Consider the following 22,457-nt stretch of genomic DNA (forward strand, 5'->3'; position numbering starts at 1 on the left):
GTGACGCGCAACGAACGACCGTCTCCGGCCCGGCGCGCTAGCCTCGATGAGATGAGAGGACCCGGGCAGATGCTGCATCCCGCGGGTGTGGTGTCGGGGATCGTCGCGGCGATCCTGATCCTGACCACCGGCTGTGCGACCGGGGGACCGGAGGGCGGTACGACGGCCACCCCGGCCGGTACGTCCGTGTCGACGACGAGTACCGATGCGAACGCCCCGAAGCTCCTGGTGAACCTCGGTGACAGTTTTGCCGCCGCGGTCGGGGTACGTCCGCTGGTGGCGGATTCGCCGGTGCTGTGCCAGCGATCGGCGTCGAACTACGGTCATCTGCTCGCCGACCGGCACGGCCTGCGACTGCGGGACGTCACCTGCGGCGGCGCGGCCACCTCCGACTTCGTCGATGCCCAATACGACGGTGTGCCACCGCAACTGGATGCCGTGACACCCGACGCGGACATCGTCACGGTGATGGTCGGCGGCAACGACGGCGACGTGTACACCCGTGCGATCACCGAGTGTGCCGATGCGCGCGCCGACGATCCGGACGGCGCCCCCTGCCGGGACCGCCACGGCAGCGAGTTCACCGACCTGGTCGTCGGTGAGACGGCGCCGGCGCTGCGCCGCACGCTCGAGGCGATCCGGGCACGCGCACCGAAGGCCCGGATACTGGCCGTCGGCTACCCGTGGATCCTCCCGCCGACGACCGGGTGCGCGCCGGAGATGCCGGTCGCCGGCGGTGACATCGGATATCTGCGCGACCTGCAGGCCACCCTGAACCGGGTGGTCGCCGACGCGGCACGCGCCGTGGACGCCGACTTCGTCGACATGGCGGGGCGGTCGGTCGGCCACGACGCCTGCGCGGGTCCGGGGCGTCGCTGGATCGAACCCCGGCAGGGGGCGACCGGTGCGGCGCCGGTGCACCCGAACGCCGACGGTCAGCGCGCCATCGCCGATGCCGTCGACGCGGCGCTGTAGGTGGCCGAGCCCACAGCGGTGCTGACCGATTGGTTGATCGGCCCACGGATTTGGAACACTGGATGACGTGACCCCACCCGATACCGCCGCCGCGACGTCCGCAGAACTCTTCGCCCGCGCCGCACAGGTGACCCCGGGGGGAGTGAACTCGCCGGTCCGCGCGTTTTCCGCGGTCGGTGGGACCCCACGATTCATCGCCTCGGCGCAGGGCTGTCACCTGACCGACGTGGACGGCAACGACTACGTCGATCTCGTCTCCTCCTGGGGGCCGATGATCCTCGGCCATGCACACCCGGCCGTCGTCGACGCCGTGCAGAAGGCGGCGGCCGGCGGACTGTCCTTCGGGGCGCCGACCGAGGCCGAGATCGAGCTCGCCGAGGAGATCATCGCCCGCGTCGACCCGGTGGAGCGGGTCCGCCTGGTGAACTCGGGCACCGAGGCCACGATGTCGGCGATCCGGCTGGCGCGCGGCTACACCGGGCGCAGCAAGATCATCAAGTTCTCCGGGTGCTATCACGGGCATGTCGATGCCCTGCTCGCCGACGCCGGATCGGGCGTCGCGACGCTCGGGCTGCCGACCTCGCCCGGTGTCACCGGCGCCTCCGCGCACGACACCCTGGTGTTGCCGTACAACGACCTCGCCGCGGTGGCCGCGGCCTTCGACGAGCACGGCGACGACATCGCGGCGGTGATCACCGAGGCCGCGGCGGGCAATATGGGTGCCGTCGCACCGGTCGACGGATTCAATGCCGGACTGCGCGACCTGACCCGCAAACACGGCGCGCTGCTCATCATCGACGAGGTGATGACGGGATTCCGCGTGAGCCCGGCAGGCTGGTACGGCATCGACGGGGTCGGCGGAGATCTGTACACCTTCGGCAAGGTCATGAGCGGTGGTCTACCCGCCGCGGCGTTCGGCGGCCGCGCCGACGTGATGGAGCGACTGGCGCCGACCGGCCCGGTGTATCAGGCGGGCACCCTGTCGGGTAACCCGGTGGCGGTCGCGGCCGGACTGGCCACGCTGCGCCACGCCGACGCCGACGTGTATCACCGCCTCGACGCCAACTCCGACCGCCTGGCCGGGTTACTCGGCGAGGCGCTGTCCACGGCCGGGGTCGCCCATCGGGTGCAGCAGGCGGGAAACCTGCTGAGCGTGTTCTTCACCGACCAACCCGGACCGGTCACCGACTACGACGGCGTCAAGGCCACCGAGACCTGGCGTTTCGCACCGTTCTTTCACGCACTTCTCGAGCGGGGGGTGTACGCGCCGCCGAGTGCGTTCGAGGCGTGGTTCGTCTCGGCCGCCCTCGATGACGACGCCTTCACCCGTATCGCCGATGCACTCCCGGCCGCAGCCGCGGCCGCCGGAGCAGCCACCAACACTTCCGCAGGGGCGTGAGACCACCGATGACCACCAACACGATCGTCCACATGATGCGTCACGGCGAGGTGCACAATCCAGACGGCATCCTGTACGGACGTCTGCCCGGATTCCATCTGTCGGGAACCGGCCGCAAACAGGCCAAGCAGGTCGCGGACGCACTCGCCGATCACGACATCACCGCCGTGTTCGCGTCGCCGCTGCAGCGGGCGCAGGAGACCGCGACGCCGATCGCCGCGGCCCACGAACTCTCGATTCTGACCAACGACGAACTCATCGAGGCCGACAACGTCTTCGAAGGTCTCAAGGTGTCGGTCGGTGACGGGGCGCTGTCCCGGCCGCGGCACTGGCCGAAGCTTCGTGACCCGTTCACCCCGTCCTGGGGCGAGCCGTACATCCAGCTCGCACACCGGATGCTCGCGGCGGCCAACCAGGCGCGCGACGCCGCACGCGGCCACGAGGCGGTCTGCGTCAGCCACCAGCTGCCGGTGTACACCCTGCGCCGGTTCCTCGAAGGTCAGCGGCTGTGGCACGACCCGCGTCGCCGGCAGTGCTCGCTGGCCTCCCTGACCAGCCTCATCTACGAGGACGACGCTCTGGTCGACATCATCTACTCGGAGCCGGCCGGCGCGTCGGACCCGATGGTGACGGGTGCGTGAGGCGTTGTCCGATCGGTCGGGACGGGCACGTCCGGTACTTGCTCTGGTGGCGTCGCTGATCGTGGCGCTCGGGTTCGTCGCGGGCTGCGGCACCGGTGACGACGCCGTGACCCAGGGCGGCACGTTCCAGTTCGTGTCGCCGGGCGGCAAGACCGTCATCGACTATCCGGAGGCCGAGCGTAAGAAGGTCGCCGAACTGTCCGGCCCGAATCTGCTGACCGATCAGGATCTCGCACTGTCGGATCCGGAGTTCGCGGACAAGGTCGTCGTCGTCAATGTGTGGGGCTCCTGGTGCGGTCCCTGCCGCGGCGAGGCCGACGACCTCGAGACGGTCTTCGAACGCACCCGGGATCTCGGTGTCGATTTCCTCGGTATCAATCTGCGCGACGACCGCGACTCGGCACGGGACTTCGTCTCGGATCGCAAAGTCGGCTTCGACTCGATCTACGACTTCAACGGCCTCACGCTCGCCGCGCTGACCACTCCGACCTCGGTCGTCCCGACGACCGTCGTGCTCGATCGGCAGCACCGGCCCGCCGCGGTGTTCCTCAAGGCGATCACCGCCGACGAACTCGAGGCGACGGTACGCCGGGTCGCGGGCGAACAGCCCGTCGGCGCACCCGCCGCCGAATCGGGTGGTGTCGGTACGCCATGACGATGGTGCAGCTCGTTCCGCAGGCGTCGATCGGCGAGACCTTCGCGTCGACGGTGTCCAGTGGACCGTTGCTGCTCGCATTGGCCGCCTGTGTACTCGCCGGGCTGGTGTCCTTCGCGTCACCGTGCGTGGTGCCGCTCGTGCCCGGATACCTGTCGTACCTGGCCGGGCTGGTCGGTGCCGAGGCGCCCGCCATCCGGGTCGGCGAACCCGCCAAACGCGGACGCTCGCGCGTTGCCCTGGCGGCGGCCCTGTTCGTGCTGGGATTCACCGTCGTCTTCGTCGCCGCGACCGCCACGGTCTTCGGGATCACATCCACCTTCGTCGTGAATCGTGAAGTGCTGCAACGGATCGGCGGGGTCGTCACCATTCTGATGGGGCTGGTGTTCATCGGCCTGGTGCCGATGCTGCAGCGCGACGTGCGATTCGAGCCGCGGAAGATCTCCAACATCGTGGGTGCTCCACTACTCGGCGCGGTGTTCGCGCTGGGCTGGACCCCGTGTCTGGGACCGACACTGGCCGCGGTCATCGCCACCGCCAGTGGCACCGAGGGGGCGACCGCCGCCAAGGGGGTGGCGCTGATCGTCGCCTACTGTGTCGGCCTCGGCATCCCGTTCGTCGTGCTGGCATTCTCGTCGGCGTGGGCGCTGCGCAGTCTGGGCTGGCTGCGTTCCCATGCCCGCACCATCCAGATCATCGGCGGCATCATGCTTCTCATCGTCGGGGTCGCCCTGGTGACCGGTCTCTGGGATCAGTTCATCGTCTGGGTCCGCGACGCGTTCATCACCGATAGGCAGTTGAGTATATGACCGACACCGTGACCGAATCGGCGCCCGCACCGGGTCCCGCGCCGGACCGGAAGCAGCCGCACTGGGCGAAACGCCGTGTGCTGTGGCCGCTGCGCAACCTGTGGCGGTCGCTGACGTCGATGCGCACCGCGCTGGTGCTGCTGTTCCTGCTGGCACTCGCCGCCATCCCGGGTGCGCTGCTGCCGCAGCGCTCGCTGAACGAGCAGAAGACGCTCACCTACATCTCCGACCACGGCTGGGTCGGCGAACTGATGGATCGGGTGCAACTCTTCGACGTCTTCTCCAGCGTCTGGTTCACCGCCATCTATGTCCTGCTGTTCATCTCGCTGGTCGGCTGCCTGACCCCGCGAATGATCGAGCACTTCCAGAGCCTGCGGGCCAAACCCGTTGCCGCACCGCGTAATCTGCGGCGCCTGCCGCGGCACGTCGAGATGGTCGTCGACGGCACGCCCGAGGAGGTCGCCGAGCGCATCTCCGGCAACCTGCGCGGGTGGCGACGCATCACGACCACGCGTCCGGCACGCGGCGGCGACGGCGAGATCGTCGAGGTGTCCGCGGAGAAGGGTTACCTGCGCGAATTCGGCAATCTGGTCTTCCACTTCGCACTGCTGGCGCTGCTCGTGTCGATCGCTGCCGGGAAGATGTACGGCTACGAGGGCACTCGCACCCTCGTCGCCGACGGTTCGGATCAATCCAGCATGTGCAATACGTCCACGGCCCTCTACGACTCCTTCCGTGCGGGCAATCTCGTCGACGGCACCGACCTGAATCCCTTCTGCGTCAAAATCGACAGCTTCGAGGCGACCTTCCTCCCGAACAACCAGCCGGATATGTACACCTCACAGATCCGGTACACCCAAGACATCGCACAGCGTGACACGGATACGTGGAAGCGTCAGACCATCCGCATGAATGAGCCGCTGCGGGTCGATGGGGACCGTGTCTACGTGCTCGGCAATGGTTTCGCGCCGACATTCACGGTGACCTTCCCGAACGGTCAGAAGCGCACGCAGACAGTGCCGTTCGTCCCCGACGAGATGAGCACGATGCTGTCGTCCGGTGTCGTGCGCGTCGACCCTCCGGCCGGGATGTATCCCGACGAGGACAAGCGTCGAGAGCATCAGGTCGCAGTCGAAGGTCTCTTCGCCCCGACCGCGGCGTTCCAGGGCACCTTGCTGTCGTCGTCGTCGCCGGCGCCGAAAAACCCGTTCGTGGCAATCCGCATCTACGAGGGCGACACCGGCCTCGACACCGGCAAACCGCAGAATGCGTTCACTCTGGATCAGACATTGGTGCAACAGGGACGGCTGCAGCAGCGGGCCCAGGTGAACCTCGCCCGCGGGCAGGAACACACACTCCCCAACGGCACGGCCGTACGATTCGACGGCTACCAACGGTGGGTCTCCATCCAGGTATCCCACGATCCCGGGCAGAACTGGGTGCTGATCTCGGCCATCGCCATGCTCGCCGGACTCCTGGTGTCCCTGCTGGTACGGCGCAGGCGCATCTGGGCCCGGCTCGTCCCGGACGCCGATGACCACGGAGACGGAAAACGACGTACTGTAGTAGAGATTGCCGGCCTGGCTCGGACCGACCAGGCGGGATGGGGCGAGGGATTCGTCGACCAGGCACACGCGCTGGTCGAGGAGCCGGGGCAACCCGGCGGGCATTCCCGCTCGCGCCGGATGCGGCGTTTGTGAGCCCGTCGCGGCTCCCCGGAAGAATGACAGCCCCGGAAGAATGACGGCGGACAAGACGCCGAGAACGGAGAAGGCACGCACATGAACACCGGTGCGGAGCACATCGACGAGACGCTGGCCCGATACTCGGATTGGCTGTTCGGCACGGCCATCACCGTGTACGTGGTGGCCATGATCCTGTTCTTGGCGGCGCTGGCAAGCGCCCGGGGCCGCAAACTGGAGGCCGCCGAGGCCAAGCAACTCGTCGGCGTGGGCGGTGCTACGGGCGGATACGACCCGTCGGTCGACTACCGGAATCCGACGACTCCGCCCGACCGCGTTCCCGGCCGGATCGACTCCGCGCCGCGCCGGACCTTCGGCGACCGCCTGGGCAATATGGCGTACCCGGTGGCGATCGTCGGCCTCATCGCGCACCTCGCGTCCATCGTGACCCGCGGCCTGGCGACCGAGCGTGCGCCGTGGGGCAACATGTACGAGTTCATCTCGATGACGTGCGCGGCCTGTGTGATCGCCGGACTCGTGGTGCTGCGCAAGCGCGAGCAGCGTGCGCTGCTGTCCTTCGTGCTGCTGCCCGTCACCCTGCTGATGTTCATCGCCGGTCGATGGCTGTACACGCAGGCCGCTCCGGTCGTGCCGTCGCTGAAGTCCTACTGGCTGGCGATCCACGTCTCGATCATCTCGGTCTCGTCGGGCGTGCTGCTGGTCTCCGGCGTCGCCAGCATCCTCTACCTCGTCAAGATGCGGTGGGGCCGCAACGATCTCGAGACCGCCGGCGATACCGGCGGCAAGGGATTCGTCGGCGGCGTGCGGCGGGTCATCGCGCACCTGCCGTCGGCCGAGGCCCTCGATCGCCTCGCCTACAAGTGCGTGGTGTTCGGCTTCCCGCTCTTCGGTCTCGGTGTCATCTGCGGAGCCATCTGGGCCGAGGCAGCCTGGGGCCGCTACTGGGGCTGGGACCCGAAGGAGACCGTGTCCTTCATCGCGTGGGTCATCTACGCGGCATACCTGCACGCCCGTGCCACTGCGGGCTGGCGCAACAATTCGGCCGCGTGGATCAACGTCGCCGGGTTCGTGGCGCTGCTGTTCAACCTGTTCATCATCAACCTGGTGGTGTCCGGGCTGCACTCCTACGCGGGGCTCTGACCCGTCCCGCGCGTCGATTCAGGCGGACGGGAGTTCCCGGTCGCCCCCGGTGACGCCGTCACTCGATGACTGCGCCTTGACCATCTTCAGGACGTCGATGATCACGTCGATGGTGTCCGGGCAGAGCTGGGCGACGTCGACACCCGACAGGTGGGTGCCGGTGGACGCCAGCATCTGCACGTAACTCTGCTGCTGGCGGACCCGGTCGAGATCCTCATGCGGATTGGTGAGGAAGTAGGTGACGCTCACCTCGAACGCACGGGCGATCGCCTCGACGGTCCGGAACGACGGCGTGCGGGCCTTACCGGTACGCAACTGCGATATGTAGGCGTCCGACAGTGAATAGCCGAGTAGGTTCGCACGCTCGGCGATCTTCTTGCCGGTGTACGGGACCCCGTTCTCGTCCCGGGAGTGCTCGAACAGATAGCCGAGCTTCGCGGCGAAGCTGATGTCTTCGGTCGGTGTGATGCCGGGCGTGGCGAGGCCAGGCTGTGAAATGTCGGTGGTCAACGTCGATCATCCCCGAATGTCTCGTTGAAAATTTTCTCTTGTGCACCACCCCGCACAAGTCCCCGGCGTGATGGGACACGAGCCTACCGCACACCCCGGCGAGTCCGGGGGTGCCGTTCGGGACTGTCGCGCCTGAGTTTCCGGCGACGATCAGTGATCGTCGGAGTCGGACCCATTGGGTCCGCGGGTACGCCGGTCGAGGTCGCGAAGGAACGCCGCATCATCGTCGGGTCCGCGAGGGCCGGGCGCCCGGCGCTGAGGGGACTCCCGCTGCTCGTCCCCGAGCCGGGGACCGAAGGCACGCCACATCAGGTAGCCGACTGCGACAATGCCGATCACCGCGAATAGATAAGTCATGCGCACCTCCGCACTCCAGAGTACGTGAGGGAGCGCCGCCCCGACGGCGTGCCGCGGTTCGTGGGTGGAACGAGGCGGAGATCAGTGAGTGCGGCGGTTCAGCAGTTCGACGACGTCGGACTCGCGGAATCGACGGTGCCCGCCCGGGGTCCGGATGGAGCCGAGGAGGCCGGAACTCGCCCACCGTGCGACCGTCTTCGGATTCACGCTGAACATGGCCGCGACCTGACCGGGGGTGAGGGTGTGCTGGCTGGCCAGTCCCGGAGTGATCATGGCGTTCGAATCGATGACGGTCATGGTGATCCTCTTCTCTGAGATTTCCCGACTGCCGAATCTCTGTCCGACCGTTGGCCCGGCCGTCGCTGTGGCCGGATCGTGTGCGAATCCACTGCTTTCACTCTCATGAATACACGCCGAACCATTAGGTACTCGAACAGTCAGGAATTGGTAAAGAGAGTGCAAAAACCGCAAACCGGACATCGACCGGTTCGGATGCCGATCTCCGCGCCGGTAGTCTGAGGCTGTGAGTGACGCGGGAAAACAGAAGGATACGGGCGGAACTGCGCCGGCGCACGACGGACCGCAGCCCGGCACGCCGTCGAGTGGCGGGGTCTGGGGCCTCGTCGGAGCGGTCGCGCTGTACACCCTCGCGCGCCTGGGATTGGTCGTCGTGGTCGCCGCGATCATCATGGGCGTCGGAAAGCTCGCGGGGGTCGACGTGCCGCTGCTGGTCGCAGCGGTGTTCGGTGTACTGATCGCCTTGCCGCTGGGCATGTTCCTCTTCAAGACCCTGCGCGTGAATCTGAACACCCGCATCGCCGCCTTCGACGACGAACGCCGCCGTCGCCAGGACGACCTGCAGTCACGCCTGCGCGGCCGCTGAGATGGACGCGACCCGGATCGTCGACCGACGAGCCGATCGGTCGTGGGCCGACAACGCCGTCCGGCTGATCGAGGCCGATGCCCGACGTAGCGCCGACACCCATCTGCTCCGCATGGATCTGCCGGCCTGGTCCCGCTGGCTCGACGACGACGGTCGCGAGACCGGCGTCGATCTCTATCTGAAGGACGAGAGCACCCACCCGACGGGCTCACTCAAACATCGCCTGGCCCGGTCGCTGTTCCTGTACGCGCTGTGCAACGGCTGGGTCACCGAGGGCACCACCGTCATCGAGGCGTCGTCCGGATCGACCGCGGTCAGCGAGGCGTACTTCGCGAAGCTGATCGGGGTGCCGTTCATCGCGGTGATGACCGCGAACACCTCTCCGTCGAAGACCGCACTCATCGAGAAGGAGGGCGGGCGTTGCCATTTCGTCGAGCGAGCCGGTGACGTCTACGACGAGGCACTCCGGCTCGAAGCCGAACTCGGCGGGCATTTCATCGATCAGTTCACGATGGCCGAACGCGCGACCGACTGGCGCGGCAACAACAACATCGCGGAATCGATCTTCGCGCAGCTCGCCGACGAAGAACATCCCGTGCCCAGCTGGATCGTCGTCGGTGCGGGGACCGGTGGTACGTCGGCGACCCTGGGGCGCTATCTGCGCTACCGCAGACATCCGACCTGGCTTGCCGTGGTGGACCCGGAGAACTCGGTGTTCCTGCCCGCCTACGAGTCCGGTGATGGATCGCTGACCTCCGAAACCGGTTCCCGCATCGAGGGTATCGGGCGACCGCGGGTGGAGCCGTCGTTCGTCTCGCAGGTCATCGACCGGATGATCGGTGTGCCCGACGCCGCGTCGATCGCGACGGCCCGGTGCGTGTCCCATCGGCTCGGCCGACGGGTCGGCGCCTCGACCGGCACGAACCTCTGGGGTGCGTTCGGAATCGTGGCCGAGATGGTCGCGCAGCGGCGTGCGGGGAGTGTTGTGACGCTGCTCTGCGATTCCGGGGATCGTTATGCGAGTACATATTTCGATGATGACTGGCTGACGGGTCAGGGCATCGATCTCACCGGCTCGACGGCGGTACTCGACGAGTTCCTGGTGAGCGGACGGTGGACCGCGGACTCGGTGGACTGATCGGGGTCCGCGCTCACGCGTACAAGCGCACCCAGTCGACGAGCATGGATGCCGGGAGTGCGCCGGGTCCGACCGGACCGGGCCACATGCCGCCGGCCGCGACGTTGAGCACCACGAAGAACGGGCCGTCCATCACCCACGCCGAGTCCGGCCCCAGGTCGGCAGGCGTCACCCGCATCAGCCTCCGGTCGTCCATGCCGATCTCCACGACTCCGGGGCGCCGTGACACCCAGTAGGTGTGGAATCCGTCGGCGTCGGCAGGGGAGAGATCGCTCTGTTTCTGCACCTTCCACGGAACCTCGTCCGAGGCATCCACCCGCGGGACGATGACGCCGACCGAATTGCGCTCACGCGAATTGACCTGTTCGTACACGTCGATCTCACCGGAGCGTGGGTAACCGATGTCGTTCAGGTTCGATCCGAGCAGCCAGATCGCCGGATGAATGCCCTGTCCCTGCGGCATCCGGGCGCGGACGGCGAGGAGTCCGGACGTCATGTCGAGGCGGCCGAGTGTGTCGATGCGGGCCGACGAGATGGTCGTGCCCTCACGATGTGCGGTGATCCGGAGGTGTCCGGAACCATCCAGCGACACGGTGTCCGGTGTCGCCGTGTAGATCTGCTTCTCGTCATTTCCCCATCCGCCGCCACCGGTCCGGATGTTCCACAGACGAGCCGTCGGCAGTGCGCCGGACGGGCCCGCGAATTCGTCACCCGCGACGAGACCGAGGTTCGCACGGCGGGACAACAGATCATCCTCGGTGTTACGTCCCTCCGCCGCGGCGGACAGGCCGGCGACGGCGATGAGGACGGTGACGATCAGTGACCCGCCGATGAGCCACCGTGATCGTGTCGGTTCGTCGGTTATGTCGTCAGTCATGTTGTTGCTCACCATGGTTCATCGTCGGAGGGAATGTGGTGATAGCGGAACACGATGGTGTCGGGGTCCTCGTGCTCGCGCCGCCAGTCCGGATTCTCATCGAGGCGGGCGACGAACGAGGCGATCGCTCCGGGGCGGAAGTAGCCGAAATGATCGCTGTACACCGACATCTGGCGGGGCACGACCAGACGGACGCCGCCGCCCGATGAACGACCCATGTTGGCGAGTGACGTCATGTCCGCGTCGGACGGAAAGGTGTTGCGCGGAAATGCCGGGGGGCGGTCGTATCCCGGATTGGCCTCGACGATCCGCACGTAATCCTCGCTGGGGCGTTCCGGCCAGCCGGCCGGCGCCAGCGTGAGGATCAGGGTGGCAGGCTCGGCCTTCGCGAGCATGGAGCGGCTGAGATCCACCTGCTGACGCGTGATGACGTTGAATCCCCAGCCGCTGTAGAAGCCGTACAGCGAGCCCATCGTGACCAGGCAGACGAGTGCGGTGACCACCATCGTCCGCAGTCGTGGTCGCTCTCCGTCCCGCGATGTCCGGACCGGCACGAGCGTCGTGACGGCCGAGCCGATCACCATCGCGCATCCGACGAGCGACCAGAGGTAGACCCGGAAGATGGCCTCGCCGCCATAGCTCTGTCCGCCGAGCAGCAGGACCGGGGAGAAGGCAATGATCGGCAGCGCCCAATCGTGGGATCGTCGGCGCCACAGGTAGATGACGGCCGCCACCGCGGAGAACCAGATCGTGAACGCAACCCCACGGTCCACCGTCTCGGTCACCGTTCGTGCGACTGATTCACTCGCTGCGCCACCGATATTGGTTTGCGCGTTGGTGAGCGGATTGGAGCCGGTGAACAACCCGTAGTGCATGACGGTGCTCAGCCGGGGGACGACATACGCGAGCCAGACCGCCGCACAGGCGATCACCAGCCATCGGGGACGTATGCGATCGATCACCGTCAGCAAGACCGCACATGCGAGTACCCAGATCGGCGTCAACTGATGCGTCAGGGTCAGCGCCGCCATCACGGGGATCGCGAAATAGGCTGTTGCCGGGGACATTCGGGAACCGGCGAGCACGGTGATCACCGAGAGCGCCAGAACCATGGCGATCGCCTGTGGCGAGTAGTAGTCCTGGCCCACCCAATTGGCGACCTCCACGATCAGCACTGCGAGGAGCGCCGCCCGCGGTGACAGCCGGAGTGCCCGCGCCAAACTCCACACCACGGCAGCGATCACCAGGTGAATCACCGGTGTGAACCAGTGCGCCACGTCGACCGGGTCCACGCCCGTGGCGCCGCTGAACACGGCGGCGCCGGCGAAGAATCCCGGCCAGCGGCTGTAGATGTCGACGTGCGAGGGCGGGAGCCCGCCGGTGTGCATCACGTAATCCACGAGCCCGATGTGCTTGTACGTCCAGGAGTACAGCGGTACCTCGGTCAGCACGCTCACCGGGAGCCGGATCGCGAGGATCGTGGCGACGATCGCGGGGGCGGCGAGACCGAGATCGTCCCGGATGATGCCCCACATCGAGATCGTCACCAGGATCAGGACGGATACCGCGACGATGAGTCCACCGGGAGTCGCGAGGAGCCCGAACACGCCCGCCTGTCGCGGCGGGGCCGGCACGATGCCCGCGCACCACAGGATGATCGGTGGCACCAGGATGAGGAGGTGACGGCGCAGAGTGTGCACGACATCCGTTGTGGCCGACACTGATCGAACGGGCACCGCGGCGACCGCGTCCGGGGTGCGGATGCAGGCCATGCCACCGGAGATGATGCAGACCCCGGCGAGGAGCAGGATCGTCGCGGTTGCCGAATACTGCCGGATCCACAGGAGACATGAGGCGAGTGCGATCGTTGCGCCGAGCCCCAGGGACGGCCACAGGCCCCACCGCAGGAACGCCGGCATGCGCACCCGGCAGGTGAGAGCCACGCCGATGCCGACCACGAGCATGGGGCCGAGAAGGATGAGCCGCGCGCCGGCGGGCAGGACCGGAATCGTCGAGGCCGTCGCCAGCAGACCCGACACCAGTGCCAGTGCCGGTGCCCACCACGGCTGGCGGTCGTCGCGTGCCGGTGTCGGCGTCGCGGAGTCGTCGGTCACCGAGGTCGGTGTGGCGATGATCCACCTCCGGATTCGGAGCCGACCGGATGGGCCAGTTGTACCGGGAACTGTTTGAAGGGCGCCTTCTTCCGGCCCTGGGCGCGCGCGGCGAACAGCGCCGCGGGTCCGGCGAGAAGCCCGGATCGTTCGGCTTGTGCCGCGTCGGCCACCGCCGGATCCGCATCGTCGGGCAGCGGCATCTGGCCGCCGGAACCGGTGAGCACCGATCGCGCCAGATGGCCGATCGCGTGGCGGCAACGCGCAAATGCGAGCGGCGCGAGTTCCCGGTCGGTGACGACCTTGGTCATCCAGGCCCCCAGGCCGAGTCCGTACCCGCGTGCCTGTGTGAGCAGTTGGTCGTCGTCCTCACGGTGCTGATGCCAGACGATGGCATCCGGCTCGAACGCCAGCGAATGCCCGGCGGCCAGGGTCCGGACGAACCAGTCGATGTCCTCGCCCCCACGGGTCGGCGCGCCCGCCCCCAGCGCCTCGTCGAACCCGCCCAGCGCGAAGGCGATGTCACGCCGGACCGCGAAGTTGGCGCCGGTGCCGTAGTCGGCCACCCGGAACGGGAACAGGTGGCCGTGGTTGCGGCCGTCGGCCAGCCGGAACAACCGGCGCCGTACCGAGGACGACCAGCCGACGCGCTGATCGAACACCGTCTGCGCGACCGTGCGCAGTTGTGCGGCGGGCACGAGTCCGGTCACACAGCCGACGTCGGGGTCGGCGAAGGACCGGACCAGGCAGGTCAGCCAGTGCCGATCGGCGATGACGTCGTCGTCGGTGAACGCGACGATGTCGTGACGAGCCGCCTCGAGCGCCCGATTGCGGGCCGCGGCGAGGCCGGGTACCCCGGCATGAACGACGCGAACCCGTGGATCGTCGTGGGTCTCGGCGAACCGGTAGGTGTCCAGGGATTCGGCGGCATTGTCGACGACCAGCACCTCGAAGTCCGGATAGTCCAGGGCGAGAAGGGATTCGACGACCCGGATGAGCGCGGATGTGCGATCTCGCGTGCACACGGCGACCGTGACGGGCGGAGGCGGCGCCACCGCCCGTGGCGGATCGTCGCGTCTTCGCAGTGGCAGTCGCCCCGCTTCCCGGGCGATCTCGCGGCCGATCAGTGTTTCGTCGTCGACGCCGACCTCGATGAATCCGCATACCCGGGTGCCGTCCCGCACAAGCAGTCTGGCCCACTGGTACCCCTGTGCGTGCTCCGCGACGACCGTCTCGGCGAAGTCGTTGCCGAGCTGGATCTCGCCGACCCAGCGGGCCGTCGGTGAATGTGCCTCACCGGCCGGCATCGTGGGCCGGAGCCGTTCGATGGTCACGATTGTTCTCCTTTGTGCGATGCGGTCATGTACTGGCCAGAGGTGAGGGAGTCGGTGGGGCCGACGACGCGGCTGGGGCGGAGTTGCGCAGTCCCCACCAGCCGATCGTCCCCAGCACCGCCGAACCGATGGCGAGACCGGCGGCGGCGCCGCGGGCCCCCCACACCTCGGTGCACAGGCCCAGGGCCGGGATCGAGACCATGCTCGCGACGATGTTGACCACCAACAACTTTCGGGTTTCCAGGGATGCGCGTAACACCGCCGACCAGATGGTGAATCCGATGCGACAGAACGAACCGAGGCAGAGCAGGGCAAGTGTCGTCCACAGAACCCGGTCGTCGTAGCCATCGCCGAAGAAGCGGAACATCATGGGCGCCAAGGCGATCAGTATCAATGCCGCTACCGCCAGGACCGTCCATACCACCAGTCCGGCCATCCGGCGAACCATGCGTGCCGGGTCGTCGGCGCGGGGTAGATGCTTGGTGAGTGCGGTTGCGGTGCCGATCGACACGAAGTCGAGGCCCTGCGAGACCGGCAGCATCAGGGCGAGTGCCGCGCCCTCTTCGGGGCCCGCCAGCCAGGTCACCAGGAACGGGGCCGCGAGGAGCGGACCCATCAGGATGACTCCGGCCGCGCTGTCGCGGACCGCGAAGACGCTGAGGGAGCGCAGGCCGTGGTCCCGCGTCCGTGAGCGGGCGGGGAGGTCGTGGTCCGTCGTGCGGTGGACGAGGACGGCGGACGCCGCGATGGCGAGAGCGGCAGCGAGGAGGGTGGCGAGGACTGCCTGATCCGGGAATGCCAGCACACCGAACAGCGGGAGCAGTGCGATCTTGAGGAGGGCGCTCGCGAGGTTCAGGAGGGGGAGCCGACGGGCCTGCGCCAGCGCGGTGAGCATCGCGTCCTTGACCGCGAAGAGCGCCATCAGCACGGCCCCGCCCGACACGGCGAGCATCCCGCCGGGAAACGAACTGCCCATGGTGGCGACGGCGACGAGACCGGCGACGACGCCGGCGACCGCCGACCCCACCACGGTCATGCTGACGCCGTGCCGCAGCAGGCGTCGGCGAGCGCGATCGCCACTGGTCGGGATCATCGCGGTCAGGGCATTGGCCGGACCGGACGCGGCAATGGCGCCGGCCGTCGTCATCAACGACAGCAGTGCGGTCTGCATCCCGAGTTCACGGGGCTCGATGGTGCGTGCCGCGACCACCCAGAACACCACTCCGGTGCCCGCGGTGAGCATCGACGTCACAATGATCGCGACGGAGTCGCCTCCCACGTCCCCGAACAGTGCGAAGCGAAGTCTCGGCGCGCGAGGCCGGTTCATGGCCCACCGCCACGGACTGCGCGGAGTAGATCCGCGTTGTGATCGGCCTGATCGGGCAGTCGGTGGTGCCGTGCCGCATGTGCGCGGGCGGCGCGCCCGAAGGTCCGGCGCATGCTCTCGTCGGCCAGCAGAACAGTGACGGCCGCGGTGAGAGCGTCGACATCCCCCGGGGCCACGACGATTCCGGAGTGCTCGTCGAGCACGATGTCGCGGACGCCCGCGGCCTCGTAGGCGACCGCGGGCACACCTGTGGCGGCGGCTTCGATGAGCCCCAGCGGCATGCCTTCCACCAGTCCGGTGTGTACGTACAGGTCGGCCATGCGCAGGAGATCGGCTATGTCCGAGCGTCCACCGAGCAGCCGGATCCGGTCGCGCGGCAGTCCGGCGACCGCGGTGCGGATACGGGCCGCGTACTCGGGGTGGTCACTGGTGGTGCCCGCGATCAGCAGCAGGGCGTCCGGCGGCAGGTGCCGCGACATCGTGACCAGATCCTCGATGCGTTTCGTCGGATCGATTCTGGTGCACGCCACCAATACCCGGGCCGTATCCGGGATACCGAGGCGACGGCGAATGGTGGTGCGCGCCCGATCGGCCGCGGGACTGAACACGTCGGTGTCCACGCCGTTGGGAATGACCGTGATCCGGGAGCGTGCTCGCCGTCCGGATGACGCCGCCACCGACTCGCTCACGGCCACGGCGTGTCCCGCCGTGGCGATGGCGGCATCCCGCAGTCGGCGGCCGATTCCCGGCATCGGTGTCTCGTGCAGGGTCAGGACCGTGGGCAGACGGGCGATGCGGCCGGCCAGCGCCGCATCCAGGTGAGTCCAGTGGGCATTCGCCATGATCACGTGGAAACCACCTGCGCGCGCCGCCGCAGCGATCAGCCGGGGAGTTGTCATCGAGCGTCGCACCTCGGTGAACGCCCGCGCCGCGCTGATCGTCGTCCCGTTGCGGATCGTCCGCGAGGTCGGCAACGCGAGGGGGATGACGGGCGCGTCGATGGATCGCCAGTGATCGAACTGCTCGAGGTGCGGTGGGCAGGCAAGAGTGAGTTCCACGCCTCGGGCGGAGAGCAGGGGCGCCAGCCGCAGCAGATACCTCTGTGCTCCCCACAGTCCGGGCCCCTGATCGAGGACGAGCACCCGAACCGTCGCGTCATGACCATCCGGGGTATCCGAAAGTTTGCGTGCGAATGGTCGTCCCACAAAAGAATGGTCTACGAATGGACGAACCACGAATTATGCTTCTCTCCGGTGAATTTCTCGATTGATCAGATGGCGTTCGGTGTGGCAAACCGTGTGATCGCCGGTAGCCATCGGCGTTCCGTCGGACGGGGCGAAAGAATGCCGGTCAGGCGGGCATCTCGTTCGTCGAAGATGGTGCGCAGGACACGAATTCCGTCGCTCACCGCGTTGAGATTGCTCTCGCCGTGTATGCGATCCCGTTCGTAGCTCGCGATCTCGTGTACGCGCAGGCCACCACGGGTGACGCGGATGTTCATCAGTGTTTCCACCTCGAATCCGTCACCCCATTGTGGGCCGGCCAACGCAGGGTCGGGGAGTGCGATGACCGGGAGGCAATGACGCCAGAACGCGTTGTAGCCGTAGCAGAGGTCGGTGAATTCGGCAGCATAGAGCCTATTGACGATGGTATTGAGGGCGAGATTGCCGAGTCGGCGCGTCCGGGTGATGTCCGCGCTCCCGCCGCGATAGGTGAATCGCGATCCCTTGGCGAAATCCGCGCCGTCGCGCAACGCCTGGACGAACTGCGGTATCTCGGCGGCGTCGGTGGAACCGTCGGCGTCGATCATGACGATGATCTGACCGGAGCATTCTTGAAATCCGCAGGCCAGGGCGTTGCCCTTGCCTTTGCGCGTCTGTGTCACGATCCGCGCATCCGGCCAGAGATCGCGGGCCACGTCGCGCGTGCCGTCCGTCGAATGTCCGTCGACGACGATGATCTCGCCGATGCCGTCCGGCATACGACGGGCTACGTACGGGAGATTCTGCGCTTCGTTACGAGTCGGAATCACGACACTGACGTCTGAATTCTGAAATGGCATCGCAAATTCTCCCAAAGGCTTTTGCATACGGTAGTAAATCAGCTGCTTCGCAAGAGATCGTGTGCTGTTTTTCGGTTTACCGCAACCGATAGCGCGTATCCGGAGAGGAATTTGTGGACGGCGACCATGTGTCCTTGCGGTGGAATTCAGTCCTTCGGCGCGCGAATTTCGGTGAATTTCGGGTATTTGCTTTCGGATGAGAATTGTCGACCGTGTGTCTATGTGATCTATGCCACGCGGGCCTCTCCGATCGCCGGTCCGGTCCGAGGTTTTGTCATACTCGGCGTGTGAATCGGAATTCGTCGATGTCCGAGCAAATCTCTGTCGTCATCTGCGGGTACACCAGGAGGCGCTGGGACGATATCTGCACGGCGATCAATTCGGTGGTGGAACAGCGTGTCCCGCCGGGTGAGTTGCTGGTCGTCATCGACCACAATGAGCAACTCCGCTCTGAGGTCGGAGCTTATGTCGCGACGATCTCGTCGCCCTTTCCCATCCGGGTTCTCGACAGTGCGGGGCCGCGTGGGCTGTCGGGCGCGCGCAACACGGGGGTGGAGGCGGCGGCCGGGCAGGTCGTGGCGTTTCTCGATGACGACGCGGCAGCGGCGCCGTGCTGGGTCGAGCTACTCGCCGGCGGATATCGCGATCCGGACGTGCGTGGCGTCGGGGGCCGCGCGGTGCCGAGCTGGCCGGACGCCGGACGTCCGCGCTGGTTCCCGACCGAGTTCGACTGGGTGATCGGGTGCAGTCACCCCGGCCAGCCGTCGAGGCCGGGAGCGGTGCGGAACTTCATCGGCGCGAATATGTCGCTGCGGCGATCCGACATCCTGGCCGCCGGGGGCTTCCACACCGGCCTCGGTCGCGTCGGCCGGATTCCGCTCGGGTGCGAGGAGACCGAGTTGTGTATCGCGATCGGCCGACGGAACCCGGATGGACGGTTTCATTACGATCCGGACGCCGTTGTCCGGCATCGCGTCTCCGACGACCGGGTCAGCCCTCGTTACTTCCTGCGACGGTGCCGGGCCGAAGGGGTATCCAAGGCCGCGGTGACGCGATTGGTCGGCAGCGGGGACGGCCTGTCCAGCGAACGCGACTATGTGCGCACGGTGTTGCCGTCGGGGATAGCGCGCCGGCTGGCGGGGATCCTCGGCAGTTCTGTTGGAGCGGTGGATGATTCGGATGATCGGTGGAGCCTGGCCATGCAGATCGCGATGATCGGGTCCGGCCTGATGGCCACAGGTGCGGGGTATCTGCAGGGCCGACTAGTATCGGCGCATGGTGGACAATTCCAACCGGCGGGTGGTGGTCGAGGCCGTCGATCTGGTACGCGAATACCAGATGGGGGATCAGCGGGTCCGGGCTCTCGACGGCCTGAATCTCACCCTTGACGGCGGCCAGTTCGTCTCGGTCGTCGGCCCCTCGGGGGCAGGCAAGAGCACACTTCTGCACATGCTGGGCGCGCTCGATGTGCCGACCTCGGGGACGATCTCGGTCGACGGCGTCGACCTGGGGTCACTCGGCGACGCCGCATCATCGGAGTTCCGGCGCAATCGTGTCGGCTTCGTGTTCCAGTTCTTCAACCTGATACCGACGATGTCGGCCTGGGAGAACGTCGCGCTGCCCCGACTGCTGGACAATCAGTCGCTGCGCAAGGCCAAACCCCGCGCCATGGAACTACTCGAACGGGTCGGACTGCGCGAGCGGGCCGACCATCGGCCTTCGGAGATGTCCGGCGGGCAGATGCAGCGGGTGGCCATCGCCCGCTCGCTCATCATGGACCCGACCATCCTGCTCGCCGACGAACCGACGGGCAATCTCGATTCGTGCACCGGGGAATCCGTTCTGGAGCTTCTCGCCGAGGTCGCCCACGACACGCCGGACCGGCTCGTGGTCATGGTGACCCACGACGCGCAGGCGGCAGCGATCGCCGACGCCACCGTCACCGTCCGTGACGGGCGGGTCGCGTGAGCAATCCGTTCACGTCGATCCGGGCCGGGTTATCGCGGATCCGTGTACTGAATCTCCGGGAGATCCGTACCCACCGACTACGCGTGTTCACCTCGCTCAGTGTCGTGATGGTGGCGTCGGCCCTGCTGATCGCGGTGATCAGCACCTACGGTTCGCTGACCGAATCGGTGCGGCAGGTCAACGCCGCGATCACCGGAACGGCACAGGTCGAGGTCGCGGGCATCTCCGACACCGGAATCGACGAGTCGCTCGTCGGCGAGATCAGAGCCGGTGCCCCGGAGGCGGAATCGGTGGTGCCCATGATCCGCGACACGATCGCGGTGGAGGGGCGCAAGATCGCCCTGCTCGGTTCCGACTCCCGTGTCACCAGCCTTTCCGATCAACTGCGACAAGCGGTCTCGGCGCAGGGCGGTTCACTCTCGCAGGACGACCTCGCGGACGGATTGATCGCGGGTTCCGGCACCGGGCTGCGTGAGGGGCAGCGGCTCGTGATCAACGGCGTGCCGGTCCGCGTGGTGTCGGTGGTCGACGACGAACAGTCCGCGATGCTGAACAAGGGCAACTTCGTGTTCGCCTATCAGCAACTCGCACAACGGCTCACCGACATGGACGGGCGGGTCGACTCGGTGCTGATCGTGGCGAAACCGGGCGCGGACATCCCGGACCTGCGGGCCACGGTGAGCCGGATCGCCGATGGCCGGGCGGTGGTCGTCAACCCGGACTTCCGGGCCAAGCAGGCCGAGGTCGCTGCCGGGATCACCAGGGACGCCACACTTCTGGTTGCCGCGATCTCGCTGGTGATCGCGGCTTTCCTCGTCTTCAACACGATGAACATGGCGGTGGCGTCGCGGCGCGAGTCGCTGGCCATGATGCGGGCGCTCGGTGCCCGTCGCGGGCATCTGGTCGGTGACCTGCTCGGTGAATCGGCGCTGTTCGGGCTCGCCGGTGGCATCCTCGGCGTGCCGGTCGGAGTACTCGCCGGCCGGTGGGCGGTGAGCCGTGTGCCCGAGGCGTCGTCGGAATCGATGACCACGATGGTGAGCTATCACCTCGCACCGTACGTGCCCGTGATCGCGGTCCTGGCCTGCGTACTCGCCTGCGTGGCCTCCACGGTGCTGGCGGCGCGATCGGTGTTCGCGGTCTCGCCGGTCGAGGCGATGGTGTCCGCGGAGGTGGCCGACGATGCGGCCGGGCGGCGGTGGACGACCTGGGCCGCGGGTGTTCTCGGACTCGCAATGCTCGTCGGCTCCTGGTTCATCGCCACCGGTGTACCCGGGCGGCCCGCCATTCTCGCCGGCATCGTCTACGCAGTCGGTGGTCTGCTGGTGTGCTATGCCCTGGCCGGTCCGTTCGGCCGGGCGGTGGCATGGGTGGCCGGACGATTCGGCGGTCCGGGACAACTCGCCGCGGTGAACGCCGAACGAGCACCGCGGCGTGCCTGGGCGACCTTGATGACCGTGGCCGTCGCGGTGGCCGTCGGCATGGGGACCTCGGGTGCGCTCGACAACATGGTGTCCTCGGTCGGCTCCTCGCTCGACGGACTCGGTGATCCCGACTTCTACGTGTCGACGACCGGGAGCGACGAGATCCCGCAGGGGTCACCCCTGCCCGCGCCGGTGAAGGATCAGGTCATGCAGGTCCCCGGGGTTGCCTCCGTGATGGGCGCGCAGTGGGCCGGGGTGAACGTCGGTGAGGCACGCATCCTGTTGAACGGTCTCACGCCGGGGTCGTCGGCGCCGTTCATGAAGAAGACGAATCCGCAAGCGCTGCACCAGGTGCTGGCCGGCGACGGCGTGGTGCTGTCGCGCGTGCTGGCGCGCTCGCTCGGCCTGTCGGTCGGGGACACGCTCACCATGGCCACCCCGACCGGATATCACTCGCTGACCGTGCGGGACACCGTCGACTACGTCGCCGTCGACTCGGGCACCGGGGGTATCGCCAACAAGCTCCTGGGCGAATGGTTCGGCAAGACCGGGGACACCTACCTGCAGGTCTTCGTGAAGCCGGGAGCCGACCGGTCGGCGGTCCGTGCCGAACTCGAGCGAATCGCCATGGCCAACCCGACGGCGAGAGACCTTCCGCTGCATGTGTATTCGGGTGCCGAGGCGCTCGATGCGACACGGCAGCAGGTGGAGCAGGCCGGTGCGTTCACTGTCGCAATCCAATGGATCGTCGCGGGCGCGGCGGCGCTCGCCCTGCTGAACACTCTGCTGCTCTCGGTTCTTGAGCGGCGGCGTGAGCTGGGGGTGCTGCGCGCGATGGGGGCGTCGCGGCGCTTCATCTCGAAGATGATCGTCGCGGAGGCGGGAGCCATCGCGATCGTGGGCTGCGCGGTCGGTGTGCTGATGGGTGGTGGCCTGCATCTCGTCTCCGACAAGATCCTCGCCGCGACCACCTCGATCGACATCGTCTACGAGCCGCGGCCGTCGGTGCTGCTCTTCGTCGCGGTGGCAGGCGCACTCTGCGTCATCGGGGCGTTGATACCGGCGGTACGCGCCGCCCGGATGAACATCACCGAATCCATCTCGAACGAATAGCCCTACCGCTGCTTGCGGACGGTGCGGAGCC

General features: G+C 67.4%; 21 protein-coding genes. 12 read left to right on the plus strand and 9 right to left on the minus strand.

Annotated features, from left to right (window positions below):
* The first annotated feature begins 51 nt into the window (after window positions 1–51).
* The 7 genes from AC4JJG_RS11315 to ccsB all read left to right on the plus strand — a co-directional run bounded on the left by AC4JJG_RS11315 (window position 52) and on the right by ccsB (window position 7,322).
* The gene (locus AC4JJG_RS11315) at window positions 52–975 is read left to right on the plus strand and encodes an SGNH/GDSL hydrolase family protein (RefSeq protein WP_495401280.1); all 924 of its coding nucleotides are present in this window, start codon (window positions 52–54) and stop codon (window positions 973–975) included.
* Window positions 976–1,042: 67 nt separating this feature from the next.
* On the plus strand, window positions 1,043–2,374 hold the full coding sequence (gene hemL, locus AC4JJG_RS11320; protein ID WP_495401281.1) for a glutamate-1-semialdehyde 2,1-aminomutase: 1,332 nt from the start codon (window positions 1,043–1,045) through the stop codon (window positions 2,372–2,374).
* An 8-nt stretch (window positions 2,375–2,382) separates the two neighbouring features.
* Window positions 2,383–3,015, plus strand: a complete 633-nt coding sequence (locus AC4JJG_RS11325; protein WP_495401282.1) for a histidine phosphatase family protein — start codon at window positions 2,383–2,385, stop codon at window positions 3,013–3,015.
* Window positions 3,008–3,670 (plus strand): TlpA family protein disulfide reductase, encoded by a 663-nt coding sequence (locus tag AC4JJG_RS11330; RefSeq protein ID WP_495401283.1) that lies wholly within the window; start codon window positions 3,008–3,010, stop codon window positions 3,668–3,670. The genes AC4JJG_RS11325 and AC4JJG_RS11330 overlap by 8 nt, the downstream gene beginning before the upstream one ends.
* Window positions 3,667–4,479 (plus strand): cytochrome c biogenesis CcdA family protein, encoded by an 813-nt coding sequence (locus AC4JJG_RS11335; RefSeq protein WP_495401284.1) that lies wholly within the window; start codon window positions 3,667–3,669, stop codon window positions 4,477–4,479. Before AC4JJG_RS11330 ends, AC4JJG_RS11335 begins: the two co-directional genes overlap by 4 nt.
* Window positions 4,476–6,179, plus strand: a complete 1,704-nt coding sequence (resB, locus tag AC4JJG_RS11340) for a cytochrome c biogenesis protein ResB (protein ID WP_495401285.1) — start codon at window positions 4,476–4,478, stop codon at window positions 6,177–6,179. The genes AC4JJG_RS11335 and resB overlap by 4 nt, the downstream gene beginning before the upstream one ends.
* 81 nt (window positions 6,180–6,260) lie before the next feature.
* On the plus strand, window positions 6,261–7,322 hold the full coding sequence (gene ccsB, locus AC4JJG_RS11345) for a c-type cytochrome biogenesis protein CcsB (RefSeq protein ID WP_495401287.1): 1,062 nt from the start codon (window positions 6,261–6,263) through the stop codon (window positions 7,320–7,322).
* An 18-nt stretch (window positions 7,323–7,340) separates the two neighbouring features.
* On the opposite strand, the gene AC4JJG_RS11350 is transcribed toward ccsB, so the two are convergent.
* From AC4JJG_RS11350 to AC4JJG_RS11360, 3 genes are all read right to left on the minus strand, one after another.
* On the minus strand, window positions 7,341–7,832 hold the full coding sequence (locus AC4JJG_RS11350) for a helix-turn-helix domain-containing protein (RefSeq protein WP_495401288.1): 492 nt from the start codon (window positions 7,830–7,832) through the stop codon (window positions 7,341–7,343).
* Between the two features lie 150 nt (window positions 7,833–7,982).
* Window positions 7,983–8,189 (minus strand): hypothetical protein, encoded by a 207-nt coding sequence (locus AC4JJG_RS11355; RefSeq protein ID WP_495401290.1) that lies wholly within the window; start codon window positions 8,187–8,189, stop codon window positions 7,983–7,985.
* 81 nt (window positions 8,190–8,270) lie between these two features.
* The gene (locus AC4JJG_RS11360; RefSeq protein WP_495401292.1) at window positions 8,271–8,486 is read right to left on the minus strand and encodes a BldC family transcriptional regulator; all 216 of its coding nucleotides are present in this window, start codon (window positions 8,484–8,486) and stop codon (window positions 8,271–8,273) included.
* Window positions 8,487–8,712: 226 nt separating this feature from the next.
* Between AC4JJG_RS11360 and AC4JJG_RS11365 the strand changes: the two genes are divergently transcribed.
* Window positions 8,713–9,072, plus strand: a complete 360-nt coding sequence (locus AC4JJG_RS11365) for a DUF4229 domain-containing protein (protein ID WP_495401293.1) — start codon at window positions 8,713–8,715, stop codon at window positions 9,070–9,072.
* Between the two features lies 1 nt (window position 9,073).
* Complete coding sequence (cds1, locus tag AC4JJG_RS11370) at window positions 9,074–10,210, plus strand: L-cysteine desulfhydrase Cds1 (RefSeq protein ID WP_495401294.1); 1,137 nt, start codon at window positions 9,074–9,076, stop codon at window positions 10,208–10,210.
* Between the two features lie 13 nt (window positions 10,211–10,223).
* On the opposite strand, the gene AC4JJG_RS11375 is transcribed toward cds1, so the two are convergent.
* The 6 genes from AC4JJG_RS11375 to AC4JJG_RS11400 form a co-directional block, all read right to left on the minus strand.
* Window positions 10,224–11,087 (minus strand): glycoside hydrolase family 16 protein, encoded by an 864-nt coding sequence (locus AC4JJG_RS11375; RefSeq protein WP_495401295.1) that lies wholly within the window; start codon window positions 11,085–11,087, stop codon window positions 10,224–10,226.
* Window positions 11,088–11,095: 8 nt separating this feature from the next.
* A complete protein-coding gene (locus AC4JJG_RS11380; RefSeq protein ID WP_495401296.1) occupies window positions 11,096–13,201 on the minus strand; it encodes a hypothetical protein in 2,106 nt (701 codons plus the stop codon).
* Window positions 13,198–14,532, minus strand: a complete 1,335-nt coding sequence (locus tag AC4JJG_RS11385; RefSeq protein WP_495401297.1) for a glycosyltransferase family 2 protein — start codon at window positions 14,530–14,532, stop codon at window positions 13,198–13,200. Before AC4JJG_RS11385 ends, AC4JJG_RS11380 begins: the two co-directional genes overlap by 4 nt.
* A gap of 25 nt (window positions 14,533–14,557) precedes the next feature.
* On the minus strand, window positions 14,558–15,859 hold the full coding sequence (locus tag AC4JJG_RS11390; protein ID WP_495401298.1) for a polysaccharide biosynthesis protein: 1,302 nt from the start codon (window positions 15,857–15,859) through the stop codon (window positions 14,558–14,560).
* Entirely contained in the window at window positions 15,856–17,064 is a 1,209-nt protein-coding gene (locus AC4JJG_RS11395) for a glycosyltransferase family 4 protein (RefSeq protein ID WP_495401299.1), read from the minus strand. Before AC4JJG_RS11395 ends, AC4JJG_RS11390 begins: the two co-directional genes overlap by 4 nt.
* A gap of 65 nt (window positions 17,065–17,129) precedes the next feature.
* Entirely contained in the window at window positions 17,130–17,948 is an 819-nt protein-coding gene (locus AC4JJG_RS11400; RefSeq protein ID WP_495401300.1) for a glycosyltransferase family 2 protein, read from the minus strand.
* Window positions 17,949–18,226: 278 nt separating this feature from the next.
* On the opposite strand from AC4JJG_RS11400, the gene AC4JJG_RS11405 reads away from it, so the two are divergent.
* The 3 genes from AC4JJG_RS11405 to AC4JJG_RS11415 are packed head-to-tail and all read left to right on the plus strand — an operon-like array spanning window position 18,227 to window position 22,426.
* Window positions 18,227–19,309, plus strand: a complete 1,083-nt coding sequence (locus AC4JJG_RS11405; RefSeq protein ID WP_495401301.1) for a glycosyltransferase family 2 protein — start codon at window positions 18,227–18,229, stop codon at window positions 19,307–19,309.
* Window positions 19,197–19,889: an ABC transporter ATP-binding protein gene (locus AC4JJG_RS11410; RefSeq protein ID WP_495401302.1), complete on the plus strand. Its 693-nt coding sequence runs from the start codon at window positions 19,197–19,199 to the stop codon at window positions 19,887–19,889. The genes AC4JJG_RS11405 and AC4JJG_RS11410 overlap by 113 nt, the downstream gene beginning before the upstream one ends.
* The gene (locus AC4JJG_RS11415) at window positions 19,886–22,426 is read left to right on the plus strand and encodes an FtsX-like permease family protein (RefSeq protein WP_495401303.1); all 2,541 of its coding nucleotides are present in this window, start codon (window positions 19,886–19,888) and stop codon (window positions 22,424–22,426) included. Before AC4JJG_RS11410 ends, AC4JJG_RS11415 begins: the two co-directional genes overlap by 4 nt.
* The last annotated feature ends 31 nt before the right edge of the window (window positions 22,427–22,457 follow it).

This window comes from Gordonia sp. B8661-1 (genome assembly GCF_059427765.1).